Origin of the sequence: Paramesorhizobium endophyticum (genome assembly GCF_014640615.1) — a bacterium.
In the GTDB taxonomy this organism is placed as follows: domain Bacteria; phylum Pseudomonadota; class Alphaproteobacteria; order Rhizobiales; family Rhizobiaceae; genus Paramesorhizobium; species Paramesorhizobium endophyticum.
The window spans coordinates 153,276-179,501 of record NZ_BMHH01000006.1 but is presented as its reverse complement, the minus strand read 5'-3'; the positions used below and the strand labels follow the sequence as shown (position 1 = coordinate 179,501).

Here is a 26,226-nt window from a genome sequence, read left to right as displayed (position 1 = left end):
GGTCCTAACCCTAGATGGCTATCGGATTCATCAAGAAGATCTTTTCCTTCGGCAAAAAAAAGGTCGAGGAAACGCCGGTCGAAGAGGCGCCGAACGCGGATGCGCCTGAAGAGGTCGCGGCGGCGCAGGCTGCCGAGGAAATAGCGCCGCAAGAAGCCTTCGAGGAGGAGGCTCAACAGCCTCTCGCCGAGGCTGAAGAAGCGCCGGTCACCGAATTCGAAATCACCATCGACGCGCCCCCTGCCGTCGAGCCGTCCCCTGCCGCGCCTCTACCGGAAACGCCGTCCACCGGGGAAGAATTCATCCTCGAGCCCGCCCCGCAAAAGCCGCAACCGAAAAAGGTCGCGGTCGGCAAGGCGGTCGAAGCACGCGACGAGGAAGAAGCCCCCGCCCCCGAGCCGGAAAAGAAGGGCACTTGGGTTCAGCGCCTGCGCAAGGGCCTGTCGCGCTCCTCGCAGCAATTGGGCGATTCCATCGGCGGCATCTTCACCAAGCGCAAGCTGGACGAAGATACGCTGCAGGATCTGGAAGACGTACTGATCCAGGCCGACCTTGGCTTAGAGACCGCGACGCGCATCACCGACGCGTTGGCTTCCGGACGCTACGGCAAGGACATCGCCACGGACGAAGTGCGCGCCATCATGAGCGCGGAGATCGAGAAGGTGCTGGCCCCGGTCGCGAAGCCCCTGGAACTCGACCTCTCCCACAAGCCCCATGTAATTCTGGTCGTCGGCGTCAACGGCACCGGCAAGACCACCACCATCGGCAAGCTGGCGGCAAAGCTCACAGCGGGCGGGCTCAAAGTGATGCTGGCGGCGGGCGACACCTTCCGCGCCGCCGCGATCGAGCAGCTCCACATCTGGGGCGAGCGCACCGGCGCGCCGGTCGTCTCCTCCAGGCTCGGCGCCGATGCCGCCGGCCTTGCCTATGATGCATGGGAAAAGGCGAAGGCCGCGGGCAGCGATGTGCTCATCATCGACACCGCCGGGCGCTTGCAGAACAAGACCGAACTGATGGATGAACTTGCCAAGATCGTCCGCGTTCTCGGTAAGAACGACCCGGAAGCGCCGCATACGGTGCTTCAGACCCTCGACGCCACCACCGGGCAGAACGCCATGAACCAGGTGGAGATTTTCAAGAATATCGCTGGCGTCAACGGCCTCGTCATGACCAAGCTCGACGGCACGGCGCGCGGCGGCATCCTTGTCGCCATCGCAGCCCGCCACAAGCTGCCGGTCTATTTCATCGGCGTCGGCGAGGGCATCGACGACCTCGAACCCTTCGCCGCGAATGATTTCGCCCGCGCAATCGCAGGAGTGGCATGAATGGAACATCCGATTTTCGAACGCGATCCCTCCGACCCGGCAGCCGCGTCGGACCCTATTCGCAAGGAAGTGCCGCCGCTCCTGAAACTGGCGCTGGAGCTTGGTCCGCTGCTCGTCTTCTTCTTCGCCAATTCGCGCGGGGAATGGCTGCTTGAGCGCTTTCCGTCCCTTGGGCTTTTCGGCGGGCCGATCTTTCTCGCCACTGCTCTCTTCATGGCCGCGACGGTGATCGCGCTCACCGTCTCATGGGCGATGACGCGCACCCTGCCGATCATGCCGCTCGTATCGGGCGTCGTCGTCCTCGTCTTCGGCACGCTGACGCTGTGGCTCCACAACGACACCTTCATCAAGATGAAGCCGACCATCATCAACGGCCTCTTCGGCGTCGTGCTCCTGGGCGGCCTCGTCTTCGGCAAATCCCTGCTCGGCTATGTCTTCGATCAGGCTTTCAAGCTCGACGCGGAAGGCTGGCGCAAGCTCACCTTCCGCTGGGGCCTGTTCTTCCTGCTGCTCGCCGTCCTCAACGAGGTGGTGTGGCGCAATTTTTCCACCGATACCTGGGTTGCCTTCAAGGTCTGGGGCATCATGCCCATCACCGTGATTTTCACGCTTTCCCAGATGCCGCTCATCATGAAACATTCTCTAGAAGCTGCCCCGGAGAAGAAATAATGCCCATAGCTCCACTACCGCCACTCGAAATCGAGCAATTCAGCTGCCGCAGCGACAATTTCGGCGTGCTGATCCACGACCCCGAAAGCGGCCTCACCGCCGCCATCGACGCGCCGGAAGAAACGGCTGTTCTGGCTGCCCTGAAACGGCGCGGCTGGACGCTGGACGAGATCTACACCACCCACCACCACATCGACCATGTCGAAGCCAACCTGGCCCTCAAAGCCAAGTTCGGCCTGACGATCACCGGTCCGGAAGCGGAGAAGGACAAGATTCCCGGCATCGACCGCACCGTTTCCCATGGCGACCGTTTCCAGTTCGGCCGCTTCGACGTGGAGGTGATCGAAACCCCCGGTCATACGGCGGGCGAGGTTTCCTATTATCTCCCACAGGCCAAGGTGGTCTTCACGGGCGACACGCTGTTCGCGCTGGGCTGCGGCCGGCTTTTCGAAGGCACCCCGGCGACCATGTTCCGCTCACTCTCCCGTCTCGTGGCGCTGCCTGGCGAGACGGCGGTTTATTGCGGCCATGAATATACCGAGAGCAACGCCCGCTTCGCCCTCACCATCGATCCGGAAAACCCGGCGCTGAAGGAGCGCGCAAAGGAAATCACCCGCCTGCGCGAAGCCGGCAAGCCGACCCTTCCCACCACCATCGCCCTCGAAATGGCCACCAACCCCTTCCTGCGCTGGCACGATCAGGGAATCCGCGTAAGGCTGGGGATGCAGAATGCCAGTAATGAGGAGATCTTTGCGGAAATCCGCAAGCGGAAGGATCATTTCTGAGATCCTGCCTCTCCGTCATCCTCGCCCTCGTGGCGAGGATCTACTGCGGGTGCGATTCAACGACATGTCTTATTCTGGCGCGGCTTTGCAGTGATGGCATCCTCACCACAAGGACGAGGACGACGAGTGTTCGTTCCCATCCACTCACTCATTTAATACCCGGCTAAACGTCAGCACATCCACCGCCGCCGCATCGGCGCGCAGCAGCGCTCGCGTTGCCGCCTTCACAGTGGCGCCGGTGGTGTATACATCATCGATCAGCAGGACGTTTCGACCTCGCACCTTGATTTCATGCTCCGGCGGCACGCGGAATGCGCCGCTCACATTGCGTTGGCGCTCGGTAGCGGGAAGACCCACCTGCTGGCGGGTACGCTTGACGCGGCGTAGCGCTTCCGGCTCGAATGGCTTGCCAGACTCTCGCGCAAGCGCGCGAGCGAGCTCCGCCGCCTGGTTGAAGCGCCGCGACCACAGGCGGTAGCGATGGAGGGGAACCGGTATGACAACATCGCAATCCGCGAAAAGCTCGCTTCCGGCCCGTAGCATCCACCGCGCCATCCAGGGCGCAAGATTTGTCTGGTCATGATATTTGAGGCCGACGACCATCCGTTGCGGAACGCCGTCATGCATAACCGCGGCCCGCGCCCTTCGGAAAGGCGGCGGATCAGCAATGGCCTCGGCTGAAAGGAAATTATCGCCCAGATCGTGCGAAAAGGGCGTCCCCATCACCGCGCAATATGGTCGCTCGATGAAGCGCAAACGCGGCCAGCACCGCCCGCACAGCGTGCCGGGATTGGCTACTGCCCGCCCGCAACCGGCGCATTGCGCAGGAAAGAGCACGCTCGCCGTCGTCTGAACCACCCAATTTGTGATCGCGCGCATCCCGGCTGCACGGCTTTGCCCCTTTTCATCCATTGCAATTGCCCCCGTTCGGACGCATTTAGGCTTCGCAAAGCATATCATGCCGGAACAGGCAGGGAAGGAAAAGGCGCGATCCATGCAGGAAAACGGCCTGTTCGACCGCAAGCTCATCCAGACGCACCGCAAGCGCGCCATGGCGAAATTCGCGCCGGGCGATGATTTCCTGCTGGCGCGGGCGGCGGACGATCTCGAAGACCGTCTGACCACAGTGGAACGCAGATTTCCCGTGGCTATCGACCTCGGCGGCCATACCGGTCTTGGCGCCGAAGCCATCGAGCGCTCCGGCAAGGCTGAAACGATCCTCCGCATCGAGCAGGATCGAACCTTTCTGCGCACGTCCCACCCTGGCATCATCGCCGATGACGAAGCGCTGCCGCTCGGCCCCGCCAGCGCCGACCTGATCGTCTCGCTCCTGTCGCTACAACTTACCAACGACACGCCCGGCGCCCTTTTCCAGATTCGCCATGCGCTGAAGCCGGACGGGCTTTTCCTCGGTGCGATGGCGGGCGGCGGCACGCTGGGCGAATTGCGCGAAAGCTTGCTGGCGGCGGAAGCGGAACTGACCGGCGGCGCATCGCCCCGCGTCGCGCCCTTTGCCGATGTGCGCGATGTGGGCGCGCTCCTGCAACGGGCGGGTTTTGCGCTGCCCGTCACCGATGTCGAAAGCTTCACTGTGCGCTACGATCACATGTTCGCGCTGATAAGGGATTTGCGAGCCATGGGGATGCAAAACAGCCTCGCCGGACGCTCGCGCAAGCCGCTCACCCGCCGCTTCTTCGCCCGCGCGGCTGAGATCTATGCCGAACGCTTCAGCGACCCCGACGGCCGCATCCGCGCCACCTTCTCATTGATCTGGATGTCCGGCTGGGCTCCGCACGCCTCGCAGCAGCAGCCCTTGAAGCCCGGCTCCGCCAAGGCCTCACTGGCCGAGGCGCTGAAAGCGGCGGAGAACAAGTCCTAGCAAGCGCCCTTCTTCGTTCCGTCCTGATGAATGATGCACACCGCATCGGGCGTCGGCTGGAGCACGCTTCTGCGCACGGTGTAGCCCTGCGAATTGCGGATCGATCCGGTCGCCATCGTATCGACCCCAGTCGGAAACAGCGATTGCGTCACGACATCATTGTTGGGGCGGTTGTTGAGGACCGGCACCAGGATCAGCGCCAGCGCGATCACCGCCGAACCGAACAGCAGCGCAACCCGCAATGCGCCCGAACGCGCTTCCGCCATGGGCTTGGAATAATAGCCGCTATAATTCTTTTTGAAGGAACGATCGTCAAAACTCATCTGAAAACTCCGGTCCCGCCCGGTTCCAGATTTGCCAGATCGAGGTGAAGGATCGTTTAAACCGTTGGGTTAACGCATCATAAAAGGTCGATGAGAAAGGGAATGAGCGGCTCGTCCGCCGGCGGCATCGGATAGTCGCGCAGGTTCACCGGGCGAACCCATTTCAGCTGCTGGCCTTCGAGAGGACGCGCGATTCCCTCATAACGGCGGCAGACATAGAGCGGCATCAGCAGATGGAAATTCTCGTAAGCATGGCTCGCGAAGGTGAGCGGGGCGAGGCAGGTGGGCTTGGTCACGATGCCAATCTCTTCCGCAAGCTCTCGGATCAGCGTTTCCTCGGGCGTCTCGCCCGGCTCCACCTTGCCGCCCGGAAATTCCCAGAGCCCGGCAAGCGGCTTGCCCTCTGGGCGCTGCGTCAGAAGCACCCGGCCATCGGTATCGATGAGCGCGCAGGCGGCAACGAGGAGAATCGGGCGTGTGGGGTTCTCTTCCTTCATGCTTCCGGGCTTTCACGATAAATGTAGCGATAGATTTCCCTGAAGCCGAAGCCTTCATAGAGCGCACGCCCAGGAGCATTGTCCGCCTCGACCTGCAGCCAGGCGGTCTTGGCGCCGTTCTTGCGCGCCCATTTGAACGCGGAGGCGACAATGGCGCGCGCATGGCCGCGCCGGCGGCTTGCCTCGGCGGTGGCCACGTCGAAGATGCCCGCCATCGCCCCATCCTGCACGCAAAGCGCGGTGGCAAGCGGGCTGCCCTCCTCCTCGATCACGAACATGCCCCGGTTCGGCTTGATACCGCCCAGAACCTGCAAAAATCCTGGCTGTAGATCATCCTCGCGACAATGGATTTTCAGCGAGGCGTCGGCATAGCGCCCGATATCGCGCAAAGGCAGTTGGTCGATTGCTCCTTCAAGATTCATCGCCGAGAGATCAGCGATCATCACCGATGTCTCGTTGCCGGATGCCCAGCCCTTGGCGTCGAGATAATTGATAAGCTCCGGCGGGGTCAGCGGCGTCTGCCGGAAGGCCGGACGCCTGCCATGCTCCCGCAAATGCTGCGAGGCGCGCGCGACGCGGGCGGGAATGTCGCTGATATCGGCGGGATCGAGAGCGTTGACGGAGTTCAGCCGCCGGGAAGGGAACCCCGGCGTCACCCGGATTGCCCAGGTGCCGTCATAATGCACATTGGCTGCGGGCCACGCGCGAAAGCCGACCGCCTCGACCTGCCGGACAGTCGCAAGCCCGGGCATCATGTCTTTTTCCCAAAACCGGTCTCCGCTTCTGGGAGACATGCCTCAGCTTCGGTAATCGCCATTGATCGCCACATATTCCTTGGTGAGGTCGCAGGTCCACACCGTCGCCTCGCCCTCGCCCAAGCCCAGATCGGCGCGGATGACAATGTCCTCTTGCTTCATATAGGCTGAGGTCTCGGCTTCCGAATAGGCCGGATCGCGCTCGCCCTGATGCGCAACGCGGATATCGCCGAACCAGATCGAAAGCCGGTCACGGTCGGCGGGTTCCCCGGCCTTGCCCACGGCCATGACGACGCGGCCCCAATTGGCGTCCTCGCCCGCCACCGCCGTCTTCACCAGCGGCGAATTGGCGATGGAAAGCGCGACGCGCTTGGCGGAAGCTGCCGATTCGGCGCCCGTCACGCGAACCTCAATCATCTTGCGTGCGCCTTCGCCGTCGCGCACCACCTGCAAGGCCAGCGATTGGAGCACGTGGCCGAGCGCTTTGGCGAAATCAGGAAGGCGCTCGTCGTCGAGCCCGGTGACGGCAGGCGCGCCGCGCTCAGCCGCGCTGCCGGTCGAGAACAGCATCAGCGTGTCGGAGGTCGAGGTGTCGCTATCGACCGTCACAGAGTTGAACGTTCCGCCCACGCTACGCTCCAGCAGCGCCTGCAGAACGGGAGCCTTGATCGGCGCGTCGGTCACCACGAAGGAGAGCATGGTCGCCATGTCGGGCGCGATCATGCCCGCTCCCTTGGCGATGCCATTGATCGTGACAGGCACGCCGCCAAACAGCACCGTCTCGGTCGCCACTTTCGGATAGGTGTCGGTGGTCATGATGGCTTTCGCCGCATCGAGCCAACGGTCGGCCTGCGCGTCACGCGCCATGCCGGCGAGGAGATGCGAAAACTTGCCCGCGTCGAGCGGCTCGCCGATCACGCCCGTCGAGGCAAGGAAAACCTCTGCCGACGTGCAGCCGACGGCCGCGGAAGCCGCAGCGGCGGTCATCTCCGTCGCGTCACGGCCCTTCCGCCCGGTGAAGGCGTTGGCATTGCCCGAATTGATGACAACCGCGCGCGCCTTGCCGCCCGGCAGGTTCCGCCGGCAGAAATCGACTGGCGCGGATGAGCATTTCGAGCGGGTGAACACGCCCGCCGCCTCCGCTTCCCTGTCGAAGACGAGGAGCAGCACATCCGTGCGCCCCTTATATTTGATCCCAGCCCCGGCGGTGGCGATACGCACTCCCTCGATGACAGGCATCGCGGGATAATGTTTCGGAGCAAGTGGAGAAACGGATGCCGACATGGGGTCCCCTCGGATAGTGAAGCGTTTGTTCCAGCTCGCCCCCTCCCTCCCCCTTGCGGGGGTCCGAAGGACGGGTCGAGACCCGTGGCTCGGCCCCGGCAAGTGGCCCGAAGGGTCGGGTGGGGGTGGTGACGTTTGCGCTAGGATCTTCGAAGCAAGCGCAAACGTTACCACCCCCATCCGCCCGCTAACGCGGGCACCTTCCCCGCAAGGGGGAAGGAGGGCGCGAACCGACCTCAAAATTACTTCTTCGGCGTTTCCGCAGCCGGGGCCGGTTGCTCGCCGCTCGCCTGCTTCATGGCCTTCTCGATATCAGGATCGGCATAGCTGACCTTCATATCGCTGCGCAGCTTCTTCATGAGATCGACATAGCGCTCGCGCATGAGGATCGAGCGCACCTGTTCCTTGACCTGGTCGAATGCCGGCGGCTGCTGGGCGCGCTTGTCTTCCAGCTTGATCACATGGAAGCCGAACTGCGTCTGCACCGGTTCCTTGGTGTAGGCGCCCGGCTCCAGCGCGAAGGCGGCCTTCTCGAACTCAGGCACCATCTGGCCTTGCGCGAAATAGCCGAGGTCGCCGCCATTCTGTGCCGAACCATCGGTGGAGCTTTCCTTCGCCAGGTCCTCGAACTTCGCGCCACCCTCGAGCTTCTTGATGATCGCCTCAGCCTCTTCCTTGGTCTTCACCAAAATATGGCGGGCGCGCACTTCGTTCTGCGGCGGCGTCGCGGCGATTTCCTTGTCATAGCGGGCGCGGATATCGGCATCGGAAATCTTGTTGACGATTTCCTTCTCGAAATATTCGTTATGAAGCGCCCGGTCCCTGAGGAAATCCATGCGCTGCGCGAATTCCTTGGTCTGGTCGAGCTTGGCAGCCTTGGCCTGCGTGGCGAGCGCCTTGATGTCGATGAGCGCGGCAAGCGCGGCAAGGCGACGCTGCTCTTCCGGCAGGCGCGAGAATTGCGGGTCGAGATCGCTCGACGCCTGGTCCACCTCGCCCTGCGTGATCTTCTGGCCGTCGACGGTGGCGAGCACCTTGGCCGGGTCCGAAGCGGGCGCCTTTTCCTGCGCCGACGCGCCATAGGTCACGGATGCGATCAATGCGGTCGCGGCGAGAGCGGAAAAGACTTTCTTATAATATGTCATTGGGGTCACTCCTTTGAGGGCCTTACGGCTTCATGAATACGGCGGAATTTTGCTAATGTATTTGCATCTGAAATGACAGCGCATTTTACGGCGCCACGCTAACAACTTTTCATTGCAGAACGCAATACATACAAGTTAGGAGGGAATTCCACCATGCTCCAGCGTTGACATCAATCAGCACCCCTCTTATCTGTCCTTCGGCTTTGCGTCCAGAGCTTGCCGGAACAAGTACGCATGGTTCGGGAGAACCAATGAGGCGACTTTTCTTGCAAATGTTTCTATGAGAATAAATAAAGCCTATGATAGCGCCGGATCACCGGCTGAACGGATAAGAAAGGACCAGTGATGGTCAGCTTCGGCGGTCTAGCCCGCAAGATTTTCGGTTCCTCCAACGACCGCCGCGTCAAGGGCCTGCGTCCGCGCGCCGACGAGATCACCGCGCTCGAGAAGACCTATGAGGCCCTGACGGACGACCAGCTGAGGGGCAAGACCGCCGAGTTCCGCGCCGCCCTGGCCAATGGCACCAAGGTCGATGATCTCCTGCCCCACGCCTTCGCCACGGTGCGCGAGGCGGCCAAGCGCGTGCTCGGCATGCGCCCGTTCGACGTGCAGCTGATCGGCGGCATGGTGCTGCACAATCGCGGCATCGCCGAAATGCGCACCGGCGAAGGCAAGACGCTGATGGCGACGCTGCCCGTGTACCTCAACGCCCTCGAAGGCAAGGGCGTCCATGTCGTCACCGTCAATGATTACCTGGCAAGCCGCGACGCGGAATGGATGGGCAAGCTTTATGGCTTCCTCGGCCTTTCCACCGGCGTCATCGTCCACGGCCTCGACGACGATGAGCGCCGCGAAGCCTATGCCTGCGACATCACCTACGGCACCAACAACGAATTCGGCTTCGACTATCTGCGCGACAACATGAAATATGACCGCACGCAGATGGTGCAGCGCGGCCATCACTACGCCATCGTCGACGAGGTCGATTCGATCCTCATCGACGAGGCGCGCACGCCGCTCATCATTTCCGGCCCGCTCGAGGACCGCTCCGAATTCTACAATCTGATCGATACCTTCATTCCGCGCCTCGAGCCTTCGGATTACGAGATCGATGAGAAGCAGAAGACCGCGACCTTCACCGAGGAAGGCACCGAGAAGCTGGAGCAGATGCTCCAGGAAGCCGGGCATCTGAAGGGCGAGGGGCTCTACGATATCGAAAACGTCGCCATCGTCCACCACGTCAACAATGCACTGCGCGCTCACAAGCTGTTCCAGCGCGACAAGGACTATATCGTCCGCAATGACGAGATCGTCATCATCGACGAGTTCACCGGCCGCATGATGCCGGGGCGGCGCTATTCCGAAGGACTGCACCAGGCGCTGGAGGCCAAGGAACAGGTCACCATCCAGCCGGAGAACCAGACGCTGGCCTCCATCACCTTCCAGAATTACTTCCGCATGTACACGAAGCTGGCCGGCATGACCGGCACGGCCAACACGGAAGCCGAGGAATTCGGCAATATCTACGGCCTGGAAGTGACTGAAGTGCCGACCAACCTCCCCGTCCGCCGCATCGACGAGGACGACGAGGTCTACCGCACCGTCGAGGAAAAATACCGCGCCATCGTCAAGGACATCCGCGAGGCCTATGCCAAGCGCCAGCCGGTCCTTGTCGGCACCACCTCGATCGAGAAGTCGGAGCAATTGGCCGAGCGGCTGCGTAAAGAGGGCATCAAGGACTTCCAGGTTCTGAACGCCCGCTATCACGAGCAGGAAGCCTATATCGTCGCGCAGGCGGGTGTTCCCGGCGCCATCACCATCGCCACCAACATGGCCGGTCGCGGCACCGACATCCAGCTTGGCGGCAATCTGGAAATGCGCGTTCGCCAGGAACTGGCCGACATGCCGGAAGGGCCGGAGCGCGACGCCGCAATCGCTGCCATCAAGGCCGATATCGCCAAGCTGAAGGAGCAGGCGCTGGCCGCCGGCGGCCTCTATGTGCTTGCCACCGAGCGGCACGAAAGCCGCCGTATCGACAACCAGCTGCGTGGCCGTTCAGGCCGCCAGGGCGACCCGGGCCGCTCGAAATTCTTCCTGTCGCTTCAGGACGATCTGATGCGCATCTTCGGCTCCGATCGCATGGACGGGATGCTGCAGAAACTCGGCCTCAAGGAAGACGAAGCCATCGTCCACCCATGGATCAACAAGGCGCTTGAGAAGGCGCAGACCAAAGTCGAGGCGCGCAACTTCGAAATCCGCAAGAACCTGCTCAAATATGACGATGTGATGAACGATCAGCGCAAGGTGATCTTCGAGCAGCGTCTGGAGCTGATGGACGGCGAGAACTTGGGCGAAACCGTCGCCGAGATGCGGCAGGAGGTGATCGAGGATCTCGTTCGCACCCACATTCCGGAAAATGCCTATGCGGAGCAATGGAATATAGACGGACTGAAGGAAGGTCTCCGCGAGCACCTCAATCTCGACCTGCCTGTGCATGAATGGGCGGCGGAAGAAGGCATTGCCGAGGACGAAATCCTCGCCCGCGTGACGGAAGCCGCCGACAAGGTTGCCGCCGAGCGAGCGGAACGCTTCGGCCCGCAGGTCATGGCCTATGTCGAAAAATCCATCGTGCTCCAATCGCTCGATCATCTCTGGCGCGAGCATCTGGTCAATCTCGACCATTTGCGCTCCGTCGTCGGCTTCCGCGGCTACGCCCAGCGCGACCCGCTGAACGAATACAAGACCGAGGCTTTCGAGTTGTTCCAGGCCATGCTCGGCAATCTGCGTCAGGCCGTGACGGCGCAATTGATGCGCGTCGAGATCGTCCGCGAGGCCGCCGCCGCGCCGGAGCCGACCCCTCCGCCCATGTATGGCGAGCATATCGACGGCACCACCGGCGAGAATGATTTCGGCGAGGGCGAGCTTCTGGTGCGCCACGAAGAAGCGCGCGTGGTGGATCCCGAAGACCGGGACCCGAACGATCCCTCCACCTGGGGCAAGGTCGGCCGCAACGAGGCATGCCCCTGCGGCTCGGGCAAGAAATACAAGCACTGCCACGGCGCGTTTGCCTGATCACGAGCCGTTGTATAAAACGCCATTGCACTGACACAAAAGCCGCGCATGGGTTGCGCGGCTTTTTCATTATTGCGCGGGGCGGTAATGAAGGCGGGCGAACGCTTTTTTTAAAATTCTGCCCTATTTTAGCGCCCTGGGTTGACAGGTGGAGAATCGGTTTTGCGTTTTTCAGCGGCCACAGCAGCGGACCGGCTTCTGCCGGAAAGATTTTCGTTGCGCCTTCGTCCGCTGACGGAGCGCATCGATACGCTGCTGACCGCCTCCAATCCGCAGGCCGGAGCGCAGCGCTCCTCGCTCGCCGCCTTCGCCATCCGCATCATCAGCGCCGCCATCGCGCTCGTCTCGCAGATCGTCCTGGCGCGCTGGATGGGCGGGTTCGAGTACGGCATCTATGTGCTGGTGTGGATCAGCGCCATCATCGTGGGCAATCTCTCCTGCCTCGGCTTCCACACGACCATCATCCGCTATGTGCCCGAATATTTCGAGCGCAATGAATTGAATGAAATTCGTGGGCTCCTGCGCACCGGATGGCTGTTCGGCATCCTTGCCTCCACTTTTGTCGCCATTCTGGCCGGTATCGGCGTCCATCTCTTCGCCGGGCACATCGAAAACTATTACATCCTGCCTTTCTATCTCGGGCTCGTCTGCGTCCCCATGATCGCGCTCGGCGACATGCTCGACGGCACAGCGCGCTCGCGCTCATGGGTGGTGACGGCGCTGACGCCGACCTACATCGCCCGCCCCCTTCTCGCGCTCCTATTCATGATCGCGGCCGTGCTGGTTGGCTTCGAACCAACGGCCGTGACCGGTCTCATGGCCGCGATCCTCGCCACCTATGTGACGACCCTGAGCCAATTGTTCCGCATCCGGGGCAGCCTCGCCCGCATCATCCCCGCGGGACCACGCAATCTCCATTTGCGCGAATGGTTCGCGGTCTCCGTGCCGATCTTCCTCGTCGAAGGCTTCTTCTTCCTGCTAATCAATGTCGATGTGCTGATGGTCGGCCATTTCATGGACCCGGACCATGTGGCCATCTACTTCGCCACGGTGAAGATCCTGGCGCTCGCCCATTTCGTCTATTTCGCCGTCAAGGCCGGCGTCGCACAGCGTTATGCGCAGCTTTTGCACAGCGGCGACCGTGAGCGCTTCGCCAGCTTCGTTGGCGCCTCGACGCGCTGGACCTTCTGGCCGACGCTGGCGCTCGGCCTCGTCCTGCTATTGCTGGGCCAGCCGCTGCTCTCGCTCTTCGGCCCCTCCTTCACGCAAGGCTATCCGCTGCTCTTCATCCTGATAATAGGCGTCATCGCCCGCGCCAGCGTCGGCCCGACGGAAAGCCTCCTCAACATGTCGGGCAACCAGAATATCTGCGCCGCGCTTTATGCCGTCGCGCTCTGCATCAATGTGGCCTTGAATATCCTGCTCATCCCGCGCTTCGGCCTCCTGGGCGCGGCCATCGCCACCGCAGTCGCCATGGTTTTCGAGGCCTCTTCGCTGTCGCTGATGGTCTATCGCCGCCTCGGCATCCCCATGTTCATCCTCGCCCCGCAAGCGAAATTCTCCCGTCCGGAGGAGCAATACTGATGGTCGCCATTCCCCTTCTCGAAGAAGCCGCGGGAGGATCCGCTACGCGCGTCGTCTCGGAGATCGCCGAAACCGATGCGATGGAGGATGTCGCCAAGAAGCTGGAAGAGAGCCTCGGGCATCGCGACATTCCCCGGAAGCTCGCGATCTATGGCGCGGCGGCGGGCTTCGAGCTCCTTGAAGAACTGGATCATCTGACCTTCCGCTCCATCGAGCCAAACATCTTCGTCAATCCGCGCTTCCTCGCGCCCGCCATGCCGCGCCTGGACGACCGTCAGGTGCGCTTCATGGTGATGCGCGACGAGAACGAGACGCGCAGCCGGCTGCGGTTCCTCATGCCCTATACGATCGAGCGCCCCGGCCTTGCCGTTTCCGCGCCGATCATCCGCGCCTGGGCGACGCCTTTCGGCCCGCAGGGTACGCCCCTCATCGACCGCGACGATCCGGTCGGCGTACTCGAAGATCTGTTCGACATCCTGTCGCGCAAGCATCTGAAGATGCCCGAGGTGCTCGTCCTGCCCGATATGCGCGCCAATGGCCCGGTCGCGCAGTTGATTCGCACCATCGCGCTCGGTCGCAATTTGCCGCTTGTCTCCATCGAGCGCGCCGAGCGCCCGTTCCTGGAAAGCCAGATGGAGGGCGACGCTTACCTGCGCCACGCCATCGGCTCGCACCATCGCCGGGATTATGCGCGGCTGTGGCGCAAGCTCGCCGGGCAAGGCACCCTGACCTACAGCGTCGCCCGCAGCCCCGAGGAAGTCCGTCGCCGTTGCGAGGATTTTCTCGCTTTGGAAGCCAGCGGCTGGAAAGGCAGGCGCGGCAGCGCCATGGCCGTCGACCGCTACCGCGCCGCCTTTGCCCGTGAGGCGGTCAACCGGCTGGCGGAGCGCGACTTGACCCGCATCCATACGCTCGAACTCGACGGCCGCGTCATCGCCATCCTCATCGTCTTCGTCGAATCGGGCGAGGCCTGGACGTGGAAAACCGCCTATGACGAATCCTTAAGTGCCTACTCCCCCGGCACATTGCTGATGATCGAAGTGGTGAAGAACCATCTCGAAGATCCCAACATCGCCCGCACCGATTCCTGCGCGGTCCCCGACCATCCGGTCATGTCGCGCCTGTTCAGCGAGCGGGAGACGATCGAAACGCTGGTCATCGGCCTCAATCCCGGCGCAACCCGCGCCACCCAGCAGGCCGCCTCGCAGATTCACCTCTACCGCCGCACCCGCGACTTCGCCCGGCAGGTCCGCAACCGCCTGCGCTCGCTGACAGGGAGGCATTAGGCCTTCAGGACGACGCGGATGATGTGAGTTCAGGTTTAGCATCCGATCGCCGCGCGGCCCAGGCATCGATCCTGCCCACCAGCCAGCGGTGAACCGGATTTTCGAACAGCCGCCAGGCCACGACCGCCGCAAGGACGCTGAGCAGCACACCGGCGGAAATCAGCAGCAGCGCGCCGGCAACGCTCTTCCCCCATGTCTCAGGAAGCATGTTGAAAAAGACTAACCCCACCAGCGGATGCAGGATGAAGATGCCGAAGCTGTAGCGGGACGGCCCCACGAACCCTCGCCAGCGCAACGGCGTAGGAATGCCCTGCATGCTCGCCGCATAGAGGACGAAGGTGGAAATATAGAGGAATATGAGCCGCGCCAGCCCTTCCAGCGTGGCGCCTTCACCTCCAAGATAAGCCGGCTCGTGGAACAGGAACACCAGAACGCAGGCGGCCAGGGCGAAGCGGATCAGCGGTTTGGGCAAATCGCCGGGCCGCTGGCGGGCAAGCCACATGCCGAACAGGAAAGAGGGCAGGACGCGCAATATCCCGATATCGGCATATTGGGCGCGCGTTATGGAAGGAGCGTCCCAGGCTCGCGCCAGGAGCTCGCACCCGATCAGGGCCGCTACGACGAAAAAGATCGCCCGCCCGCCATAGCGCCGGCAAAGCACGTCGAAACCAGGAAAGCAGAGATACATCGCAAGCAGGGCGCTCAGCGACCAGCTGACATAATTGTAGGAAAAGCTCTTCCCCGCCACGCCCCAGCTGTGCACGAGAAACAGCTGCGCCAGCGCGTTGCGCCAGTCCATGTCGGGTTGGGCATGGGGATGCATGAACCCCGTGGCTGTCAGGATCGACAGGAGGCCGAAGCAGGAGAAGATGGCGGCATGCAGCGGATAAATCCGCGCCAGCCGTTTCGCCACGAAAGCCGCATAGCTCCGCCCGGACCAGACCGGATCCCGCCCACGCGCCAAGAATAGGCCGGACAGGATGAAAAACACATCCGTAAAATAGGAAAAACGGAGAATGAGGTGCTGCAAATATTCGTTTTCGACCGGAACGCGGAAAGAATAATGAAAAAATGCCATCCCCAGGCACAAGACAAAACGCAAGCCGTCGAAATCGGGGATTCTTTGCATATTCTCTCATCACGCGCTTTTTTCACTGCTACGTGCTAGCGGTTTTTCTGAAAAAGTCGAGATGAAACGGCTGGCCGCGATGTTGTCCTACAACCGCCACAATCGCTTCCAGATGAAGAACGCGGCCAGGAAGAGAACATGCACCCCTACCACAGTTAGGAAGAGCGCATTGTTGCCGGCGCTGTCGCCGAGGCGCTCCATTAATGGACCCGGCTGGGCGAGCAGGATCTTGGTGTTCACCAAGGTATGGGAGCAGATGTCCCAGACGCCATGCATCCCGATGGGAACATAGATATTCCTGTAAAAAAGATAGACATATCCAAATATGGCCCCACCGACGGTGGCGAATATGAAGCCCGTCCAATCATATTGGGCGATGTGCCCCATGCCGAATATAAGCGAGACAAGCGCGACGCTCGCATGCTTGTTGAAATGTCCCGCCAAGTGCCGCAGCAGATAGCCGCGGAAGACAAGCTCCTCCTGCACAGCGTTGAAAGCTTGCGCAACGAACCACGCCAGAATGAGCGCAGCCGTTTTTTGATGATCCGGTATGATACCCTCGATGTCGAGCAGCCCCGCCAGTTGATACAGCGCCAGCGCACCGAGGGCGAGCAGTAGGGCAAATGCCGCGCCCTTCAATAAGCCCTTCGGCGAATCCCGCAGAAAGAATGCGTCCTTCCAGTTCTCCCGCTCCCATAGGACGGCGAAAAGCGCATAGAGCACCACCGCAAAAAGAAAATGAAGGATCCGGCTCTCCAGCGGCGGAAAGCCCGTCAGTTCATTGAGATAATCGAACGCCGGAAAACGCCACTCCGGGAGAAAATGCTTGAGAAACGGATAGACGTAACTATACGCTAGCGAGAACAAGGCAGCATGAATGAGAATTCTTATTTTCAAAGCCATGCTCTTGCTCCAGAAATACCGCGAAGCATCATGAAGCAAAGCTACTTTACAATTGATTGCGTCGGGCAGTTTCGCCTCGGCAATCCATCACATTCATGAATTATCAATATAGCCCCATGCGGATTGAAGCGGGTAATCCTGACAGGAAGGCCCTGTTAAAGTCCAGCCACCCAAGCCATCCGCACCGCCCAGTCAGTCGCATGGCTCGGTTCGAATGCCTTTTCAAATCGCCATCCCCGACAATCGGCAGGCCTTTCGGATCGTTTCCCCGGGACCAATGCCTGTCCACCAGCCGGCGCTCTGGCAGCCTTAAGGAACATGACATGAAAACAATTGGATTTGCCTGCACGGCGGTCGATGAGCCGCTGGCCAGCATGGTTTTCGAGCGGCGCGCGCCGCGCCCCAACGACATTGTAATGGAGATTCTCTATTGCGGCGTCTGCCATTCGGACCTTCATTGGTCGCGGAACGATTGGGGCTGGACGGTTTTTCCCGCTATTCCCGGCCATGAGATCATCGGACGCGTCATCGAAACCGGCTCGCAGGTGACGCGCTACAAGGTGGGCGACCATGTCGCCGTCGGCTGCATGGTCGATAGCTGCCAGCAATGCGACCAGTGCCGCAAGGGCGAGGAGCAATATTGCCGCGAAGGCATGACCGGCACCTATGGCGGCATCGACCGCATCACCGGCGAGCAGACCTATGGCGGCTATTCCAAGCACCTGACCGTTCGCGAGGAATTCGCGCTGCGTGTGCCGGAAGGGCTGGATATTTCCCGCGCCGCGCCTCTGCTCTGCGCCGGCATCACCACCTGGTCGCCGCTGCGCACCTGGAATGTCGGCCCCGGCAGCCGGGTCGGCGTGATCGGGCTCGGCGGCCTCGGCCACATGGCGGTCAAGCTTGCCGCTGCCATGGGCGCCGAAGTGACGGTGATCAGCCGCACGAAGGACAAGGAAGCCGATGCGAGGGCTCTCGGCGCCGACCGTCTGCTCCTCTCCACCGATCCCGCCGCCATGGAAAAGGCTGCATCGAGCTTCGACCTCATCATCGACACGGTGCCGGTGGATCATGACATCACGCCCTATATGCCGCTGCTGGACGTCGACGGCACCCTTGCCATCGTCGGACAGGTGGGCCCGATGGCCGGGACGAACACCGTTCCGTTCGTCATGGGCAGGCGGCGCGTTGCCGGTTCCATGATAGGCGGCATCCGCGAGACGCAGGAAATGCTCGATTTCTGCGCCCGGAAGAACATTCTGCCCGATATCGAGATGATCCGCATGGACGAAATCAACGATGCGTTCAAGCGCATGGAAAAGGCGGATGTGCGCTACCGTTTCGTCATCGACATGGCCTCGCTGCCGGCGCTTGAGACAGCATGAGGCAATGAAGACAAGCCGCGCCACCAAAACGGCGCGGCTTTCAGATTTTTAGAATTCAGCTCCATTGCGTAATTAAAAACTTTCGCGTAACAATTTCCTGACGCAATCAGGAAGTGACCATTGACCGAATCCGAACGGCTGCTCGCGCAGATCCAGGCCCTGGCGCACCCGGCGCGGCTATGGATTGTCGCTTACCTCGCCGATGGACGCCGCGCCTTCGTCACGCAGCTTGCCCGAGAAGCAGGTATCAGCCGCCCGCTGATGAAAATGCATCTGCGCAAGCTCGAAACGGCCGGGCTCGTCATCAGCGCCTTCGAAACCGCGCAAAGCGGCAAGGCGGCTAATTTTTACCAGATCGCCCCATTCGCGATTCCGCTCGATCCCCAAAGCATCGTTCTCGCCGGACCGCACCCCAGGCCCGGCGACATTTCAACCGATGGAGCCAGCAGTGACTAACGCCCCCTACTTTTTCACCCTTTCCATCATGGCCTTCGTGCTGATCGCCGCCGTCTTTGCCATGAAATATGCGGCAGCAGCCTATCGGGCCCGGCTGGAAACGCGCCGTCAAACCACCGCGGACGGAGCGCTCGACGCCCTGCGCCAGCAAATCGAGAATCTCACCAAGCGCGTTGGATCGGTAGAGAAGCTTCTACGGGAGGTCGAATAATGCCGGGACGAATGCTTCGCACTCTTGCATTGGCTGAAGCGGTGACGCTGCTGATTCTTCTCTTCGTCGCCGTCCCCCTCAAGCATCTGGCCGGCATGCCTGAAGCAACCCGCGTCATGGGGCCGATCCATGGGCTGATGTTTCTCGCCTTTTCATGGGCAACCATCCGCTCCTTGTCGGAGGGGCTGATCGTAGGCCGCGACGCCGTGCGCCTGTTCATCGGCGCCTGCCTGCCTTTCGGCGGGATCGTCAATGAGCGCTGGCTAAGAGGTAAACTCGCCGAAAGGGCGGCCTGATGCTGGCTTACGAACTCCTGAAGGCGGCCCATATCGTCGCCATCACCGTCTGGTTCGGCGGCATGATCATGGCGACGCTTCTGCTCGCACGCGACAGCAGCATGGCCGCGCCGATCCGGGAGTGGGACCGGCGCATCGCCACCCCGGCCATGTTCGCATCCTGGGCGCTGGGACTGGCCATGGCGGCATGGGCCGGGTGGTTCGCAAGCCGATGGATGATGTCGAAGCTCGCCTTCGTGCTGGCGCTTTCCGCAATCCATGCCGTCCTCTCCGCCCGGCTTCGCCGCGCAGCCACCACCGACGACGCAATTCCTGGAATGGACGCGCGAATTATGCTTCCGCTTATGCTCGCCATTCTGTGCGCAATCGTGCTGCTCGTCGTCATCAAGCCTTTCTAAAGCATGTCTCTCCGGTTTTGGGCAAAGACATGCTTAAAGCGCGTTGCACGGGTGCGATCAAACGCACCGCGCTTTAGGAAACCCGATCCAGCGCGCCAGGCCGGCCAGTTCAGGCCGCCGAGCGGAAACGTAAATGTATGAGCGGATAGAGCCGCCCCTGGCCGTCGAGCGCGGATCGCCCGATACGCTCGAACCCGATGCGCTCATAAAACGCCATCGCCTGTTCGTTTTGCTCGTTGACATCGGTTGTCAGCCGGGAATGCAGTTGAAGCGCGCAGCGGACAAGCGCCTTGCCGACTCCCTTTCCATGATGGTCAGGCTCGATAAAAAGCGCCTCCATATGACCCTCATGAAGAAACATGAAGCCGATGGGGCGGTCCGTGGCATCAACGGCAAGCGTCAACTCCACCTGCGGGAGGAACGCCGACACTTCCTGCTCGATGGCGATACGGTCCGCCTGGCTCAGGAAATGATGCGTGGCATCGACGGCCTTGCGCCAGATTTCGATAAGCCGCGCGACATCCTCCGCTCGGGACGTGCGCAGCCTGAACATCGCCCGCTATCTCCGCAGCGGCATCAGGTTCAGCGCCGCATATTGCAGCAGCATGATGGTCTTGGCGTCCTGGATCGCGCCTGATTCGATCATCGCCAGCGCCTCATCGATCTTCAGTTCGAGCACCTCGATATCCTCGCCCTCGCCGGCAATGCCGCCGCCATCGCCTTTGCGCATGGTGGGGTCATATTCGGCAACGAAGAAATGCAGGCGCTCGGTGACCGAGCCGGGGCTCATGAAACAGCTGAAGATCTTCCGTGTCTCGCCAAGGACGAGGCCGAGTTCCTCCTCGACCTCCTTGCGGATGCGCTCCTCGGGAGAAGCCTCATCGAGCAAGCCCGCCGCCGCCTCGATCAGCAGGTCGTCATGGCCGTTGACATAAGCGGGAAAGCGGAATTGCCGTGTCAGCAACACTGTTCCGCGCGCAGGATCGTAGGGAAGCAGCGTCGCGCCATTGCCGCGATCATAGGTCTCGCGACTCATCGTCTGCCAACTGCCATCGGAGCGCAGCCAATCGAAGGTCGTCTTCTTAAGCACATACCAATCGTCCGACAGCGTCGTGACGTCGCGAATGCGAATGCGGTTCTGGAGTGACATGCAAGGCCCCGACCGGATGGCGCGTAAGAACGGCACCCGGAGGGTGCTGATTATCACATTGAAATTTGAGAGAAACTGGAGCGGGCGAAGGGATTCGAACCCTCGACCCCAACCTTGGCAAGCGAGAAATTGCGTCGTCAATGTGGTTCAGAAGAATTCATCACAGAACCAGTCAATGCGCCAGAGTCCCGGTTCCCCTGTTCTTGTAAAATAGGCAGGTTTCGTTCTGCACGACACGGTAGGGAACTAATGTATTCTGGCGATGAATCCAAGATGCGCAACCGCGAGGTGACCCGTAAAATTCTCACGCGCCAACGGGACTGCGCGTAGCGACGCATTTGCTGGATGAGGCTCCAAAGAACACACGAACGCCGCCGAAGCTTTTGACTGCTATGTTAGGTTTTCCGGTGTTCGCCAAAGCACACGTTTGGATAGCCCTTCGCCGATGACCACCTGCCATTTATTGAAACCCGCCCGAAGCTCTTCAGCTGACGCGAGGCCATCGTGAAGTGTAATCTCGGTTGATGGGCCGGAAAAACGCTCGCGCCTCGCCCGTATAATTAACCGTGTATCTTTTCGGATGACAGTTCCCAAGGAAGCCCCGGTTTGATCCGGATTAAAAAGGTCGGTTTCATCCACCTCAATCCGAACATTCGGGATAATAAGACCACCCCAGTTTTCATTCGCGCTTTCGAAGAAATCGAAGGCATATGATCCTGATAGAAATACCGCCATCGCCACGCTATCGATATGGCCGACCAATACGGTTTCCTCGTATTTTACACGGGGCAGAATTAGACTTAAGGGCGTGGCGCTCGCAAATGTGCCAACAGTAAACTCATTTGGTGATAGCATGCGTTCTCCTAATAGTTGGAACCCTGTAATGGCCGAATCAGAACGCCCCAAAGCAGTTCAGCGGCTCCTTCCTGTGATAGCTTCCGAAAACGGTCCTGCCCATACGAAGCCATGCCTAAACTTGTCAGATAGAGCGCCTGATCATCAGCCTCGACGTTTAGGGACTCGTTCATAGAGTTACTCGAAGTCGTCTCCCCGTGAACGTAGTTGATCCCCCTTCCCAACCCTTCTCCTCCCATGTAGACGGTGCCCCGTGCCACATCCTTTCCGTCACGATATATCGTAGCGAAGAACCTGTTGGCATCCACCTGCCGAAAGACACCCTCGAAACCGGGATTGCGCGCGCCGAGTTCCCTGAGCGAATTATCGAAGAAGCGGGCGATATATTCAAACGTGTCGTGTTTGAACTGATCTTTGTCTCTCTGGGTAAATGCCTTAGTCATCCGTAGATTACTCGACCGCGCGCCGACGACCTGAGAAACCACTGAAATAGAGGCCGCGCTGACCGGCCTTAACGAAGCTGTAACCGTGCCGCCCATGCGTTCAGCCGCTTCTCGGACTGCTTTCGCTACCTGCAGAAAAGCTTCATCGATGTCCGGCCACTGCGTGATCGGTTTTCCATCCAAAGGCACCGCCTTTAGTTTCCCGAACGGAGCATGATGCCAATCGCTGGCTCGGAGGATAACCGGGACCACAATGGCCTCCCCCTTTTCATGACGCTCCATCGCACGCTGCATTTCGATGTCGTAGCAGTAGTCCGAGTCGATGAAATCAGCACTGATGAGAAGGAGGATAATGTCGTCGGTATTAATATGGTCGTCAATCGCCAGGCCTATTTCCTGTCCGGCTCCGATGCGCCGGTCGTGCCAAGTTTCGATTACGCCTTGTCGCTTGAGCATCGATAGCTGTTTTTCGAGCTGATCTCTAAGCCCTTCGTCCGCATGCGAATATGAAAAGAAGACGCTCGGCATTTATCCTCCTTGCCCGAAGCAATGTGGGTTTTAGTTTTATCTGTTAAGGGCATTCCCCGATATCGTAATGTCAGATTCGAAAATGAATATACAGCTTCAAGCCCTTAGATATCTGCTTTGGAGGTGACTGCACCAAGCGGGCTTGACTACCGTCATATGCTTCCGTTCCCGACCGTTGCGACTTGCCTTCTTTTGTGTGGCGGCGGTGGCCACGCGGGCATGGGGCCGCGTGACTAAGTCGGCCAATCCAGCTAGCATGTGGCGCTGTGACGCCTGTGACGACGACCGGGGAGCAGCCCCACGCGGCGCGAGGGGAGGGACTGGCATTGATAATATGGTCCCTTCAAAACATTAATCGCACGAGAATCCAATATGCAGATTGATGAAAACGATGCGCTTCCGAAAAAACAACAAGACAATGTAGCGTTATGGGGCGAGTTGACAGACCGCTTCCACCATCTGCGTGATTTCGTTGAAACCATGCGGCTTGAAACTGAAGAAGAGGCGATTGGGGAAAAGCTAAGCAACGGACAATGGCGAGACAAATCGCCCAGATGGGAAGATGAGGATGTTGGCCAAGTTGTTCGAGCTTGGAACTTACTCCCTTACGTTGATGCGCTCGATCAAGACGAAATAAATGATCGTATCCAGCGAGCAAAGCGCCTTATCCCAGATTTAACCCATTATTTTGAGAATCGAATTTTGACACCCGCATTCATGAAAATGTGGGGGTCATTTTGCAGTGCGGCGGGAACCGTCGAATTTTTGTACTTCCAGACCTCAGATGTAGGCCGCAAAAGATCGGCTAAAGCTGGCGGGGATAAGGTCCGTAAGCGGAGCGGAGACCATAAGCGTTGGCTGGCTCATTACTTGCTGCGCTTCTACGAGGGGAGAGGAGGACGTGGAAAAGCAGAATTTGCAGTCGAACAACTTATCAAAGGCATCATCAACCGCACGGTACCCGTGGACTGGGATTTGGAGTGGTTCGAACACTTCTTGGATTTCAGGAAAGAGGCCGACCAAAATTATGCCGGGCTGCGCATGGTTTATCGTGAGCGTGATTTTCCATTAGCTGAAATGAGGCGGCTAATTTTACAAGACCCCGGCGATATTCCGCCGCTTGATCTCAATTTACCGGTACCCCTAAGGTAAGGGGGAAGTCACGGAAACTGAATTGCGCGATACGTTGCGCGTCGATGGCCGTCGGCACACTGAAACTCAAAAATCAGGTGCGTTGATATGACAAATCAAACTTCATCCCCAAACATCGGTAAGGGGATCAATGGAATTCCTGCCGAAAAGTTCCTCACCGTTGCCACCGCTGCCGCAGCCCTCGGTGTGCATACGTGGGCTTTAAGACGCGCCATTAAAAATGGCGCGATCCCAGCATATACCCCATTCAACAGCCGTATTTTGGTGCGCCTGTCAGAAGTTGTTGCAGCCATTGATGCTTCCAAAACGGGGAGCGCACGATGAGAAAGAACATTTTCGCCAATGAGGCCAATAAGTTCTGGGAAAGGGGCTTCTCTGTTGTTCCAATTAAGTTCCGAACAAAGCGCCCCCCTATGGAGGGATGGCAGGGGAATCTATCTGCGCTTCCCAACGATTTAAAGCGTAAAGAGTGGCTGGCCAAGTATGCCGACCACGGTATTGGCTTGCTTTTGGGGCATAGGGTGAACCCTGATTGGGTTCTTGTAGCATTAGACCTTGACGATGATCGCCACATTAATCTGGCATTGCACTATCTTGGTTTGAACCCTGAAATTTGTCGTGCAGTTCTTTCGGGTAAAAGCGGGAAGAAAGGTAAGACGATATTTGCGCTTGCACCGCACGATCTGAAATCGACCGTTCTTAAAGGCGGTGGCGGGCTTGGAAATATCGACTTTCTTGCTGCAGGCAAGATGACGGTCATGCCACCATCAATACATCCAGAGACTGATCAACCATATACGATTGCGGGCGTTTCTATACTTGATGTCGATTTGGAAACCTTGCCGCGCCTCACGGAACGAGACATCAATATCCTGAAAGCGGCTATTGGCTCGGAACACGCAGTGACCTTGATCTCCGGTACGGCGACACACGATGCAGGGGTTTCACTTGCAGCCATCCTCGTACGATCAGGTGCTACCGATGACGAAGTTCAGTCGATTTTTGCGGGATTACTGCCTGCTAACTATGAAGGGAATTCACTTAAAGAGTTGCCTGAATGGCTAGCATCGGCTCGTAAAAATGGATTCGAAACGTCAGCCCAGCAGAACCAAAATGAAACTATCGCGTCACGTCTGGTATCACTCGCACGACGCAAAGTGGAACTGTTTCATGACAGGGACGGAACAGCTTTTGCGACATTTTCCAACGATGCCGTTGCAGAAACCCTTCCAGTAAAGTCAAGTCGGTTTGGGTCGTGGCTGCGGGGAGAGGCATTTAAACAACTGGAGAAGCCTGTCGGAACGGGGCCATTGTATGAAGCCATAGCAACGCTTGAGACGCTTGCCATTTATGACGGTCCATTAAAGACAGTGTATAGCCGTGTTGCGGGTGATCACATTCGCATCGAGATTGATAGAGGTGTGTCGGACGAGGGAATCGTCTCCATCACGGGTGAGGGTTGGCATTTTACCCATACCAGTACTTTCAAGTTTATACGAGGTAGTGGATTTTCAGTGGTCCCCGCAGCGACACGCGGGGGTGATATCTACCGATTACAGAGATTGCTGGGCCTCGACGAGCAAGGATTTTATCTACTGCTCGGCTTCTTGCTCAATGCCTTACGCCCAACGGGACCATATTTCATCCTTCTGATCGAGGGAGAGCAGGGTTCGGGTAAAAGCTTGTTCGCTCACATTGTAAAAATGATGATTGATCCGAACAGAGCTTCGCGATTGCGCCTTCCAGATAACGATCGTGATTTGATGATTCACGCCAAAGAATTTTGGCTTCTCAATTTTGACAATGCCTCTGGAATGAAGGCGGACATGTCGGACGCCCTGTGTGTCTTGGCAACTGGCGGTGGGATTGCTGTGCGTAAGCTTTATACCGACGGTGAACTTCATGTAATGTCGTTCGCCCGACCTTTTGTCATCAACGGTATCTCTGGGTATGCGAACAGACCCGACTTGTTGGAGCGTGGTATTCCTATCCGGCTTCAACCGATGGGCCATACCAGCAGGAAAACCGAAGGCGAACTGCTTGCTGAACTGAAGGATATTATGCCCGAAGTTCTGGGGGTTCTCTATGACGCCGTATCATCTGCGCTGAACAATTTGGCAAATACAGAGCCACCCAGAAATCTTCGGATGGCTGATGCCGCCCAATGGCTAATGGCTGCTGAACCAGCTTTAAAGCTTTCACCCGGTACATTGGTACAAGCCATTGTTGATGCACAGGACGATGTATTCGTTGACCGTATAAACAACGACAGCCTCGTTATTAAACTTCGCCAGCTCACATCCAATCAGCCATTTGAGGGATATATTGGTGATCTTTTTGCGGAGATAGATGCGGCAAACGATCCGAACCTTCCCAAAACGCCTGCCCACCTGTCATCTCATCTCACGCGGCTTCGACCAGCGATGGCAAAGGCGGGAATAAGCGTGGAGTTCCTCGAAAAAGATCGGAGAGGCCGAAAAGTTCGCATCACCTCCGAAGCCCTAGAAGGTGCAGAAAAACCGCGTCGATTCTGAAACCGAACCCCATAAGGGGTACTCCCCCCTAGGATATGAGGCTGAACCTCTGTGCTGCCGTCACCAGCACCACGGCGTCACATTGAACGATTTCAACCTCAGTGAGGGCGGAATCCAAGATATTCAAGGCCGCGTTTGTACGCGGTCTCGTCCCTTCAGAACGGCTGAGGTTACGCGCGTGGTTA

Annotated in this window: 27 protein-coding genes; 15 read left to right on the top strand and 12 right to left on the bottom strand. The window is 59.4% G+C overall.

The window, feature by feature from the left end:
- Positions 1–14: 14 nt before the first annotated feature.
- The 3 genes from ftsY to gloB are packed head-to-tail and all read left to right on the top strand — an operon-like array spanning position 15 to position 2,779.
- Positions 15–1,325, top strand: coding sequence for a signal recognition particle-docking protein FtsY (gene ftsY, locus IEX53_RS09685; RefSeq protein WP_188823870.1), 1,311 nt, complete (start codon positions 15–17; stop codon positions 1,323–1,325).
- A complete protein-coding gene (locus IEX53_RS09680) occupies positions 1,326–1,994 on the top strand; it encodes a septation protein A (RefSeq protein ID WP_188823868.1) in 669 nt (222 codons plus the stop codon).
- Positions 1,994–2,779, top strand: a complete 786-nt coding sequence (gene gloB, locus IEX53_RS09675; protein WP_188823866.1) for a hydroxyacylglutathione hydrolase — start codon at positions 1,994–1,996, stop codon at positions 2,777–2,779. Before IEX53_RS09680 ends, gloB begins: the two co-directional genes overlap by 1 nt.
- A 144-nt stretch (positions 2,780–2,923) precedes the next feature.
- Here the strand turns inward: gloB and IEX53_RS09670 are convergent, their stop codons facing one another.
- Positions 2,924–3,658, bottom strand: a complete 735-nt coding sequence (locus tag IEX53_RS09670) for a ComF family protein (RefSeq protein ID WP_236016116.1) — start codon at positions 3,656–3,658, stop codon at positions 2,924–2,926.
- Positions 3,659–3,773: 115 nt separating this feature from the next.
- Here IEX53_RS09670 and IEX53_RS09665 point away from each other — a divergent pair, with 115 nt between their 5' ends.
- Positions 3,774–4,658, top strand: a complete 885-nt coding sequence (locus IEX53_RS09665; protein WP_188823862.1) for a methyltransferase domain-containing protein — start codon at positions 3,774–3,776, stop codon at positions 4,656–4,658.
- Here IEX53_RS09665 and IEX53_RS09660 read toward each other — a convergent pair.
- The 5 genes from IEX53_RS09660 to IEX53_RS09640 all read right to left on the bottom strand — a co-directional run bounded on the left by IEX53_RS09660 (position 4,655) and on the right by IEX53_RS09640 (position 8,662).
- Positions 4,655–4,981 carry a hypothetical protein gene (locus tag IEX53_RS09660; RefSeq protein WP_188823859.1) on the bottom strand — a complete coding sequence of 109 codons (327 nt, stop codon included), beginning with the start codon at positions 4,979–4,981 and terminating at the stop codon, positions 4,655–4,657. The genes IEX53_RS09665 and IEX53_RS09660 overlap by 4 nt on opposite strands.
- 77 nt (positions 4,982–5,058) lie before the next feature.
- Complete coding sequence (locus IEX53_RS09655; protein ID WP_188823857.1) at positions 5,059–5,478, bottom strand: (deoxy)nucleoside triphosphate pyrophosphohydrolase; 420 nt, start codon at positions 5,476–5,478, stop codon at positions 5,059–5,061.
- Entirely contained in the window at positions 5,475–6,233 is a 759-nt protein-coding gene (locus IEX53_RS09650; protein ID WP_188823855.1) for a GNAT family N-acetyltransferase, read from the bottom strand. The genes IEX53_RS09655 and IEX53_RS09650 overlap by 4 nt, the downstream gene beginning before the upstream one ends.
- 42 nt (positions 6,234–6,275) lie before the next feature.
- Positions 6,276–7,517: a bifunctional glutamate N-acetyltransferase/amino-acid acetyltransferase ArgJ gene (argJ, locus tag IEX53_RS09645; RefSeq protein WP_188823854.1), complete on the bottom strand. Its 1,242-nt coding sequence runs from the start codon at positions 7,515–7,517 to the stop codon at positions 6,276–6,278.
- Between the two features lie 242 nt (positions 7,518–7,759).
- The gene (locus IEX53_RS09640; protein ID WP_188823852.1) at positions 7,760–8,662 is read right to left on the bottom strand and encodes a peptidylprolyl isomerase; all 903 of its coding nucleotides are present in this window, start codon (positions 8,660–8,662) and stop codon (positions 7,760–7,762) included.
- Between the two features lie 345 nt (positions 8,663–9,007).
- Between IEX53_RS09640 and secA the strand changes: the two genes are divergently transcribed.
- From secA to bspF, 3 genes are all read left to right on the top strand, one after another.
- Positions 9,008–11,734, top strand: coding sequence for a preprotein translocase subunit SecA (secA, locus tag IEX53_RS09635; RefSeq protein ID WP_188823850.1), 2,727 nt, complete (start codon positions 9,008–9,010; stop codon positions 11,732–11,734).
- 162 nt (positions 11,735–11,896) lie between these two features.
- Positions 11,897–13,318 carry a lipopolysaccharide biosynthesis protein gene (locus IEX53_RS09630; protein ID WP_188823848.1) on the top strand — a complete coding sequence of 474 codons (1,422 nt, stop codon included), beginning with the start codon at positions 11,897–11,899 and terminating at the stop codon, positions 13,316–13,318.
- On the top strand, positions 13,318–14,604 hold the full coding sequence (gene bspF / locus IEX53_RS09625; RefSeq protein WP_188823846.1) for a type IV secretion system effector crotonyl transferase BspF: 1,287 nt from the start codon (positions 13,318–13,320) through the stop codon (positions 14,602–14,604). The genes IEX53_RS09630 and bspF overlap by 1 nt, the downstream gene beginning before the upstream one ends.
- Positions 14,605–14,608: 4 nt before the next feature.
- Here bspF and IEX53_RS09620 read toward each other — a convergent pair whose 3' ends face one another.
- Both IEX53_RS09620 and IEX53_RS09615 read right to left on the bottom strand, forming a co-directional pair.
- A complete protein-coding gene (locus IEX53_RS09620) occupies positions 14,609–15,733 on the bottom strand; it encodes an acyltransferase family protein (protein ID WP_188823844.1) in 1,125 nt (374 codons plus the stop codon).
- 87 nt (positions 15,734–15,820) lie between these two features.
- Positions 15,821–16,636, bottom strand: a complete 816-nt coding sequence (locus tag IEX53_RS09615; RefSeq protein ID WP_188823842.1) for a CPBP family intramembrane glutamic endopeptidase — start codon at positions 16,634–16,636, stop codon at positions 15,821–15,823.
- Positions 16,637–16,959: 323 nt separating this feature from the next.
- On the opposite strand from IEX53_RS09615, the gene IEX53_RS09610 reads away from it, so the two are divergent.
- From IEX53_RS09610 to IEX53_RS09590, 5 genes are all read left to right on the top strand, one after another.
- Complete coding sequence (locus tag IEX53_RS09610; protein ID WP_188823840.1) at positions 16,960–18,018, top strand: NAD(P)-dependent alcohol dehydrogenase; 1,059 nt, start codon at positions 16,960–16,962, stop codon at positions 18,016–18,018.
- A gap of 120 nt (positions 18,019–18,138) precedes the next feature.
- Positions 18,139–18,474 (top strand): ArsR/SmtB family transcription factor, encoded by a 336-nt coding sequence (locus IEX53_RS09605; RefSeq protein ID WP_188823837.1) that lies wholly within the window; start codon positions 18,139–18,141, stop codon positions 18,472–18,474.
- Positions 18,467–18,685, top strand: coding sequence for a hypothetical protein (locus IEX53_RS09600; protein ID WP_188823835.1), 219 nt, complete (start codon positions 18,467–18,469; stop codon positions 18,683–18,685). Before IEX53_RS09605 ends, IEX53_RS09600 begins: the two co-directional genes overlap by 8 nt.
- Positions 18,685–18,981 carry a DUF3817 domain-containing protein gene (locus IEX53_RS09595; protein WP_188823834.1) on the top strand — a complete coding sequence of 99 codons (297 nt, stop codon included), beginning with the start codon at positions 18,685–18,687 and terminating at the stop codon, positions 18,979–18,981. The genes IEX53_RS09600 and IEX53_RS09595 overlap by 1 nt, the downstream gene beginning before the upstream one ends.
- Complete coding sequence (locus tag IEX53_RS09590) at positions 18,981–19,379, top strand: CopD family protein (RefSeq protein ID WP_188823832.1); 399 nt, start codon at positions 18,981–18,983, stop codon at positions 19,377–19,379. The genes IEX53_RS09595 and IEX53_RS09590 overlap by 1 nt, the downstream gene beginning before the upstream one ends.
- 109 nt (positions 19,380–19,488) lie before the next feature.
- Here the strand turns inward: IEX53_RS09590 and IEX53_RS09585 are convergent, their stop codons facing one another.
- From IEX53_RS09585 to IEX53_RS09570, 4 genes are all read right to left on the bottom strand, one after another.
- The gene (locus IEX53_RS09585; RefSeq protein WP_188823830.1) at positions 19,489–19,932 is read right to left on the bottom strand and encodes an acetyltransferase; all 444 of its coding nucleotides are present in this window, start codon (positions 19,930–19,932) and stop codon (positions 19,489–19,491) included.
- Positions 19,933–19,938: 6 nt separating this feature from the next.
- Positions 19,939–20,529, bottom strand: a complete 591-nt coding sequence (locus tag IEX53_RS09580; protein ID WP_188823828.1) for an NUDIX domain-containing protein — start codon at positions 20,527–20,529, stop codon at positions 19,939–19,941.
- Between the two features lie 390 nt (positions 20,530–20,919).
- Positions 20,920–21,384, bottom strand: a complete 465-nt coding sequence (locus tag IEX53_RS09575) for a hypothetical protein (RefSeq protein WP_188823825.1) — start codon at positions 21,382–21,384, stop codon at positions 20,920–20,922.
- Between the two features lie 8 nt (positions 21,385–21,392).
- Positions 21,393–22,355 (bottom strand): TIR domain-containing protein, encoded by a 963-nt coding sequence (locus IEX53_RS09570; RefSeq protein ID WP_188823824.1) that lies wholly within the window; start codon positions 22,353–22,355, stop codon positions 21,393–21,395.
- A gap of 372 nt (positions 22,356–22,727) precedes the next feature.
- Between IEX53_RS09570 and IEX53_RS09565 the strand changes: the two genes are divergently transcribed.
- The 3 genes from IEX53_RS09565 to IEX53_RS09555 all read left to right on the top strand — a co-directional run bounded on the left by IEX53_RS09565 (position 22,728) and on the right by IEX53_RS09555 (position 26,041).
- Positions 22,728–23,507, top strand: coding sequence for a hypothetical protein (locus IEX53_RS09565; protein ID WP_188823822.1), 780 nt, complete (start codon positions 22,728–22,730; stop codon positions 23,505–23,507).
- An 87-nt stretch (positions 23,508–23,594) separates the two neighbouring features.
- Positions 23,595–23,831, top strand: a complete 237-nt coding sequence (locus tag IEX53_RS09560; RefSeq protein WP_188823820.1) for a helix-turn-helix domain-containing protein — start codon at positions 23,595–23,597, stop codon at positions 23,829–23,831.
- Positions 23,828–26,041: a bifunctional DNA primase/polymerase gene (locus IEX53_RS09555; RefSeq protein WP_188823818.1), complete on the top strand. Its 2,214-nt coding sequence runs from the start codon at positions 23,828–23,830 to the stop codon at positions 26,039–26,041. Before IEX53_RS09560 ends, IEX53_RS09555 begins: the two co-directional genes overlap by 4 nt.
- Positions 26,042–26,226 lie beyond the last annotated feature (185 nt).

Coding starts and splice junctions, on each gene's coding strand:
- IEX53_RS09665 (WP_188823862.1), top strand. CDS start 3,774: ATGCAGGAAAACGGCCTGTTCGACCGCAAGCTCATCCAGACGCACCGC.
- secA (WP_188823850.1), top strand. CDS start 9,008: ATGGTCAGCTTCGGCGGTCTAGCCCGCAAGATTTTCGGTTCCTCCAAC.
- argJ (WP_188823854.1), bottom strand. CDS start 7,517: ATGTCGGCATCCGTTTCTCCACTTGCTCCGAAACATTATCCCGCGATG.
- IEX53_RS09590 (WP_188823832.1), top strand. CDS start 18,981: ATGCTGGCTTACGAACTCCTGAAGGCGGCCCATATCGTCGCCATCACC.
- IEX53_RS09620 (WP_188823844.1), bottom strand. CDS start 15,733: ATGCAAAGAATCCCCGATTTCGACGGCTTGCGTTTTGTCTTGTGCCTG.
- IEX53_RS09655 (WP_188823857.1), bottom strand. CDS start 5,478: ATGAAGGAAGAGAACCCCACACGCCCGATTCTCCTCGTTGCCGCCTGC.
- ftsY (WP_188823870.1), top strand. CDS start 15: ATGGCTATCGGATTCATCAAGAAGATCTTTTCCTTCGGCAAAAAAAAG.
- IEX53_RS09615 (WP_188823842.1), bottom strand. CDS start 16,636: ATGGCTTTGAAAATAAGAATTCTCATTCATGCTGCCTTGTTCTCGCTA.
- IEX53_RS09580 (WP_188823828.1), bottom strand. CDS start 20,529: ATGTCACTCCAGAACCGCATTCGCATTCGCGACGTCACGACGCTGTCG.
- IEX53_RS09575 (WP_188823825.1), bottom strand. CDS start 21,384: ATGCTATCACCAAATGAGTTTACTGTTGGCACATTTGCGAGCGCCACG.
- gloB (WP_188823866.1), top strand. CDS start 1,994: ATGCCCATAGCTCCACTACCGCCACTCGAAATCGAGCAATTCAGCTGC.
- IEX53_RS09640 (WP_188823852.1), bottom strand. CDS start 8,662: ATGACATATTATAAGAAAGTCTTTTCCGCTCTCGCCGCGACCGCATTG.
- IEX53_RS09565 (WP_188823822.1), top strand. CDS start 22,728: ATGCAGATTGATGAAAACGATGCGCTTCCGAAAAAACAACAAGACAAT.
- IEX53_RS09570 (WP_188823824.1), bottom strand. CDS start 22,355: ATGCCGAGCGTCTTCTTTTCATATTCGCATGCGGACGAAGGGCTTAGA.
- IEX53_RS09660 (WP_188823859.1), bottom strand. CDS start 4,981: ATGAGTTTTGACGATCGTTCCTTCAAAAAGAATTATAGCGGCTATTAT.
- IEX53_RS09595 (WP_188823834.1), top strand. CDS start 18,685: ATGCCGGGACGAATGCTTCGCACTCTTGCATTGGCTGAAGCGGTGACG.
- IEX53_RS09680 (WP_188823868.1), top strand. CDS start 1,326: ATGGAACATCCGATTTTCGAACGCGATCCCTCCGACCCGGCAGCCGCG.
- IEX53_RS09670 (WP_236016116.1), bottom strand. CDS start 3,658: ATGCGCGCGATCACAAATTGGGTGGTTCAGACGACGGCGAGCGTGCTC.
- IEX53_RS09585 (WP_188823830.1), bottom strand. CDS start 19,932: ATGTTCAGGCTGCGCACGTCCCGAGCGGAGGATGTCGCGCGGCTTATC.
- IEX53_RS09555 (WP_188823818.1), top strand. CDS start 23,828: ATGAGAAAGAACATTTTCGCCAATGAGGCCAATAAGTTCTGGGAAAGG.
- IEX53_RS09560 (WP_188823820.1), top strand. CDS start 23,595: ATGACAAATCAAACTTCATCCCCAAACATCGGTAAGGGGATCAATGGA.
- IEX53_RS09610 (WP_188823840.1), top strand. CDS start 16,960: ATGAAAACAATTGGATTTGCCTGCACGGCGGTCGATGAGCCGCTGGCC.
- bspF (WP_188823846.1), top strand. CDS start 13,318: ATGGTCGCCATTCCCCTTCTCGAAGAAGCCGCGGGAGGATCCGCTACG.
- IEX53_RS09650 (WP_188823855.1), bottom strand. CDS start 6,233: ATGATGCCCGGGCTTGCGACTGTCCGGCAGGTCGAGGCGGTCGGCTTT.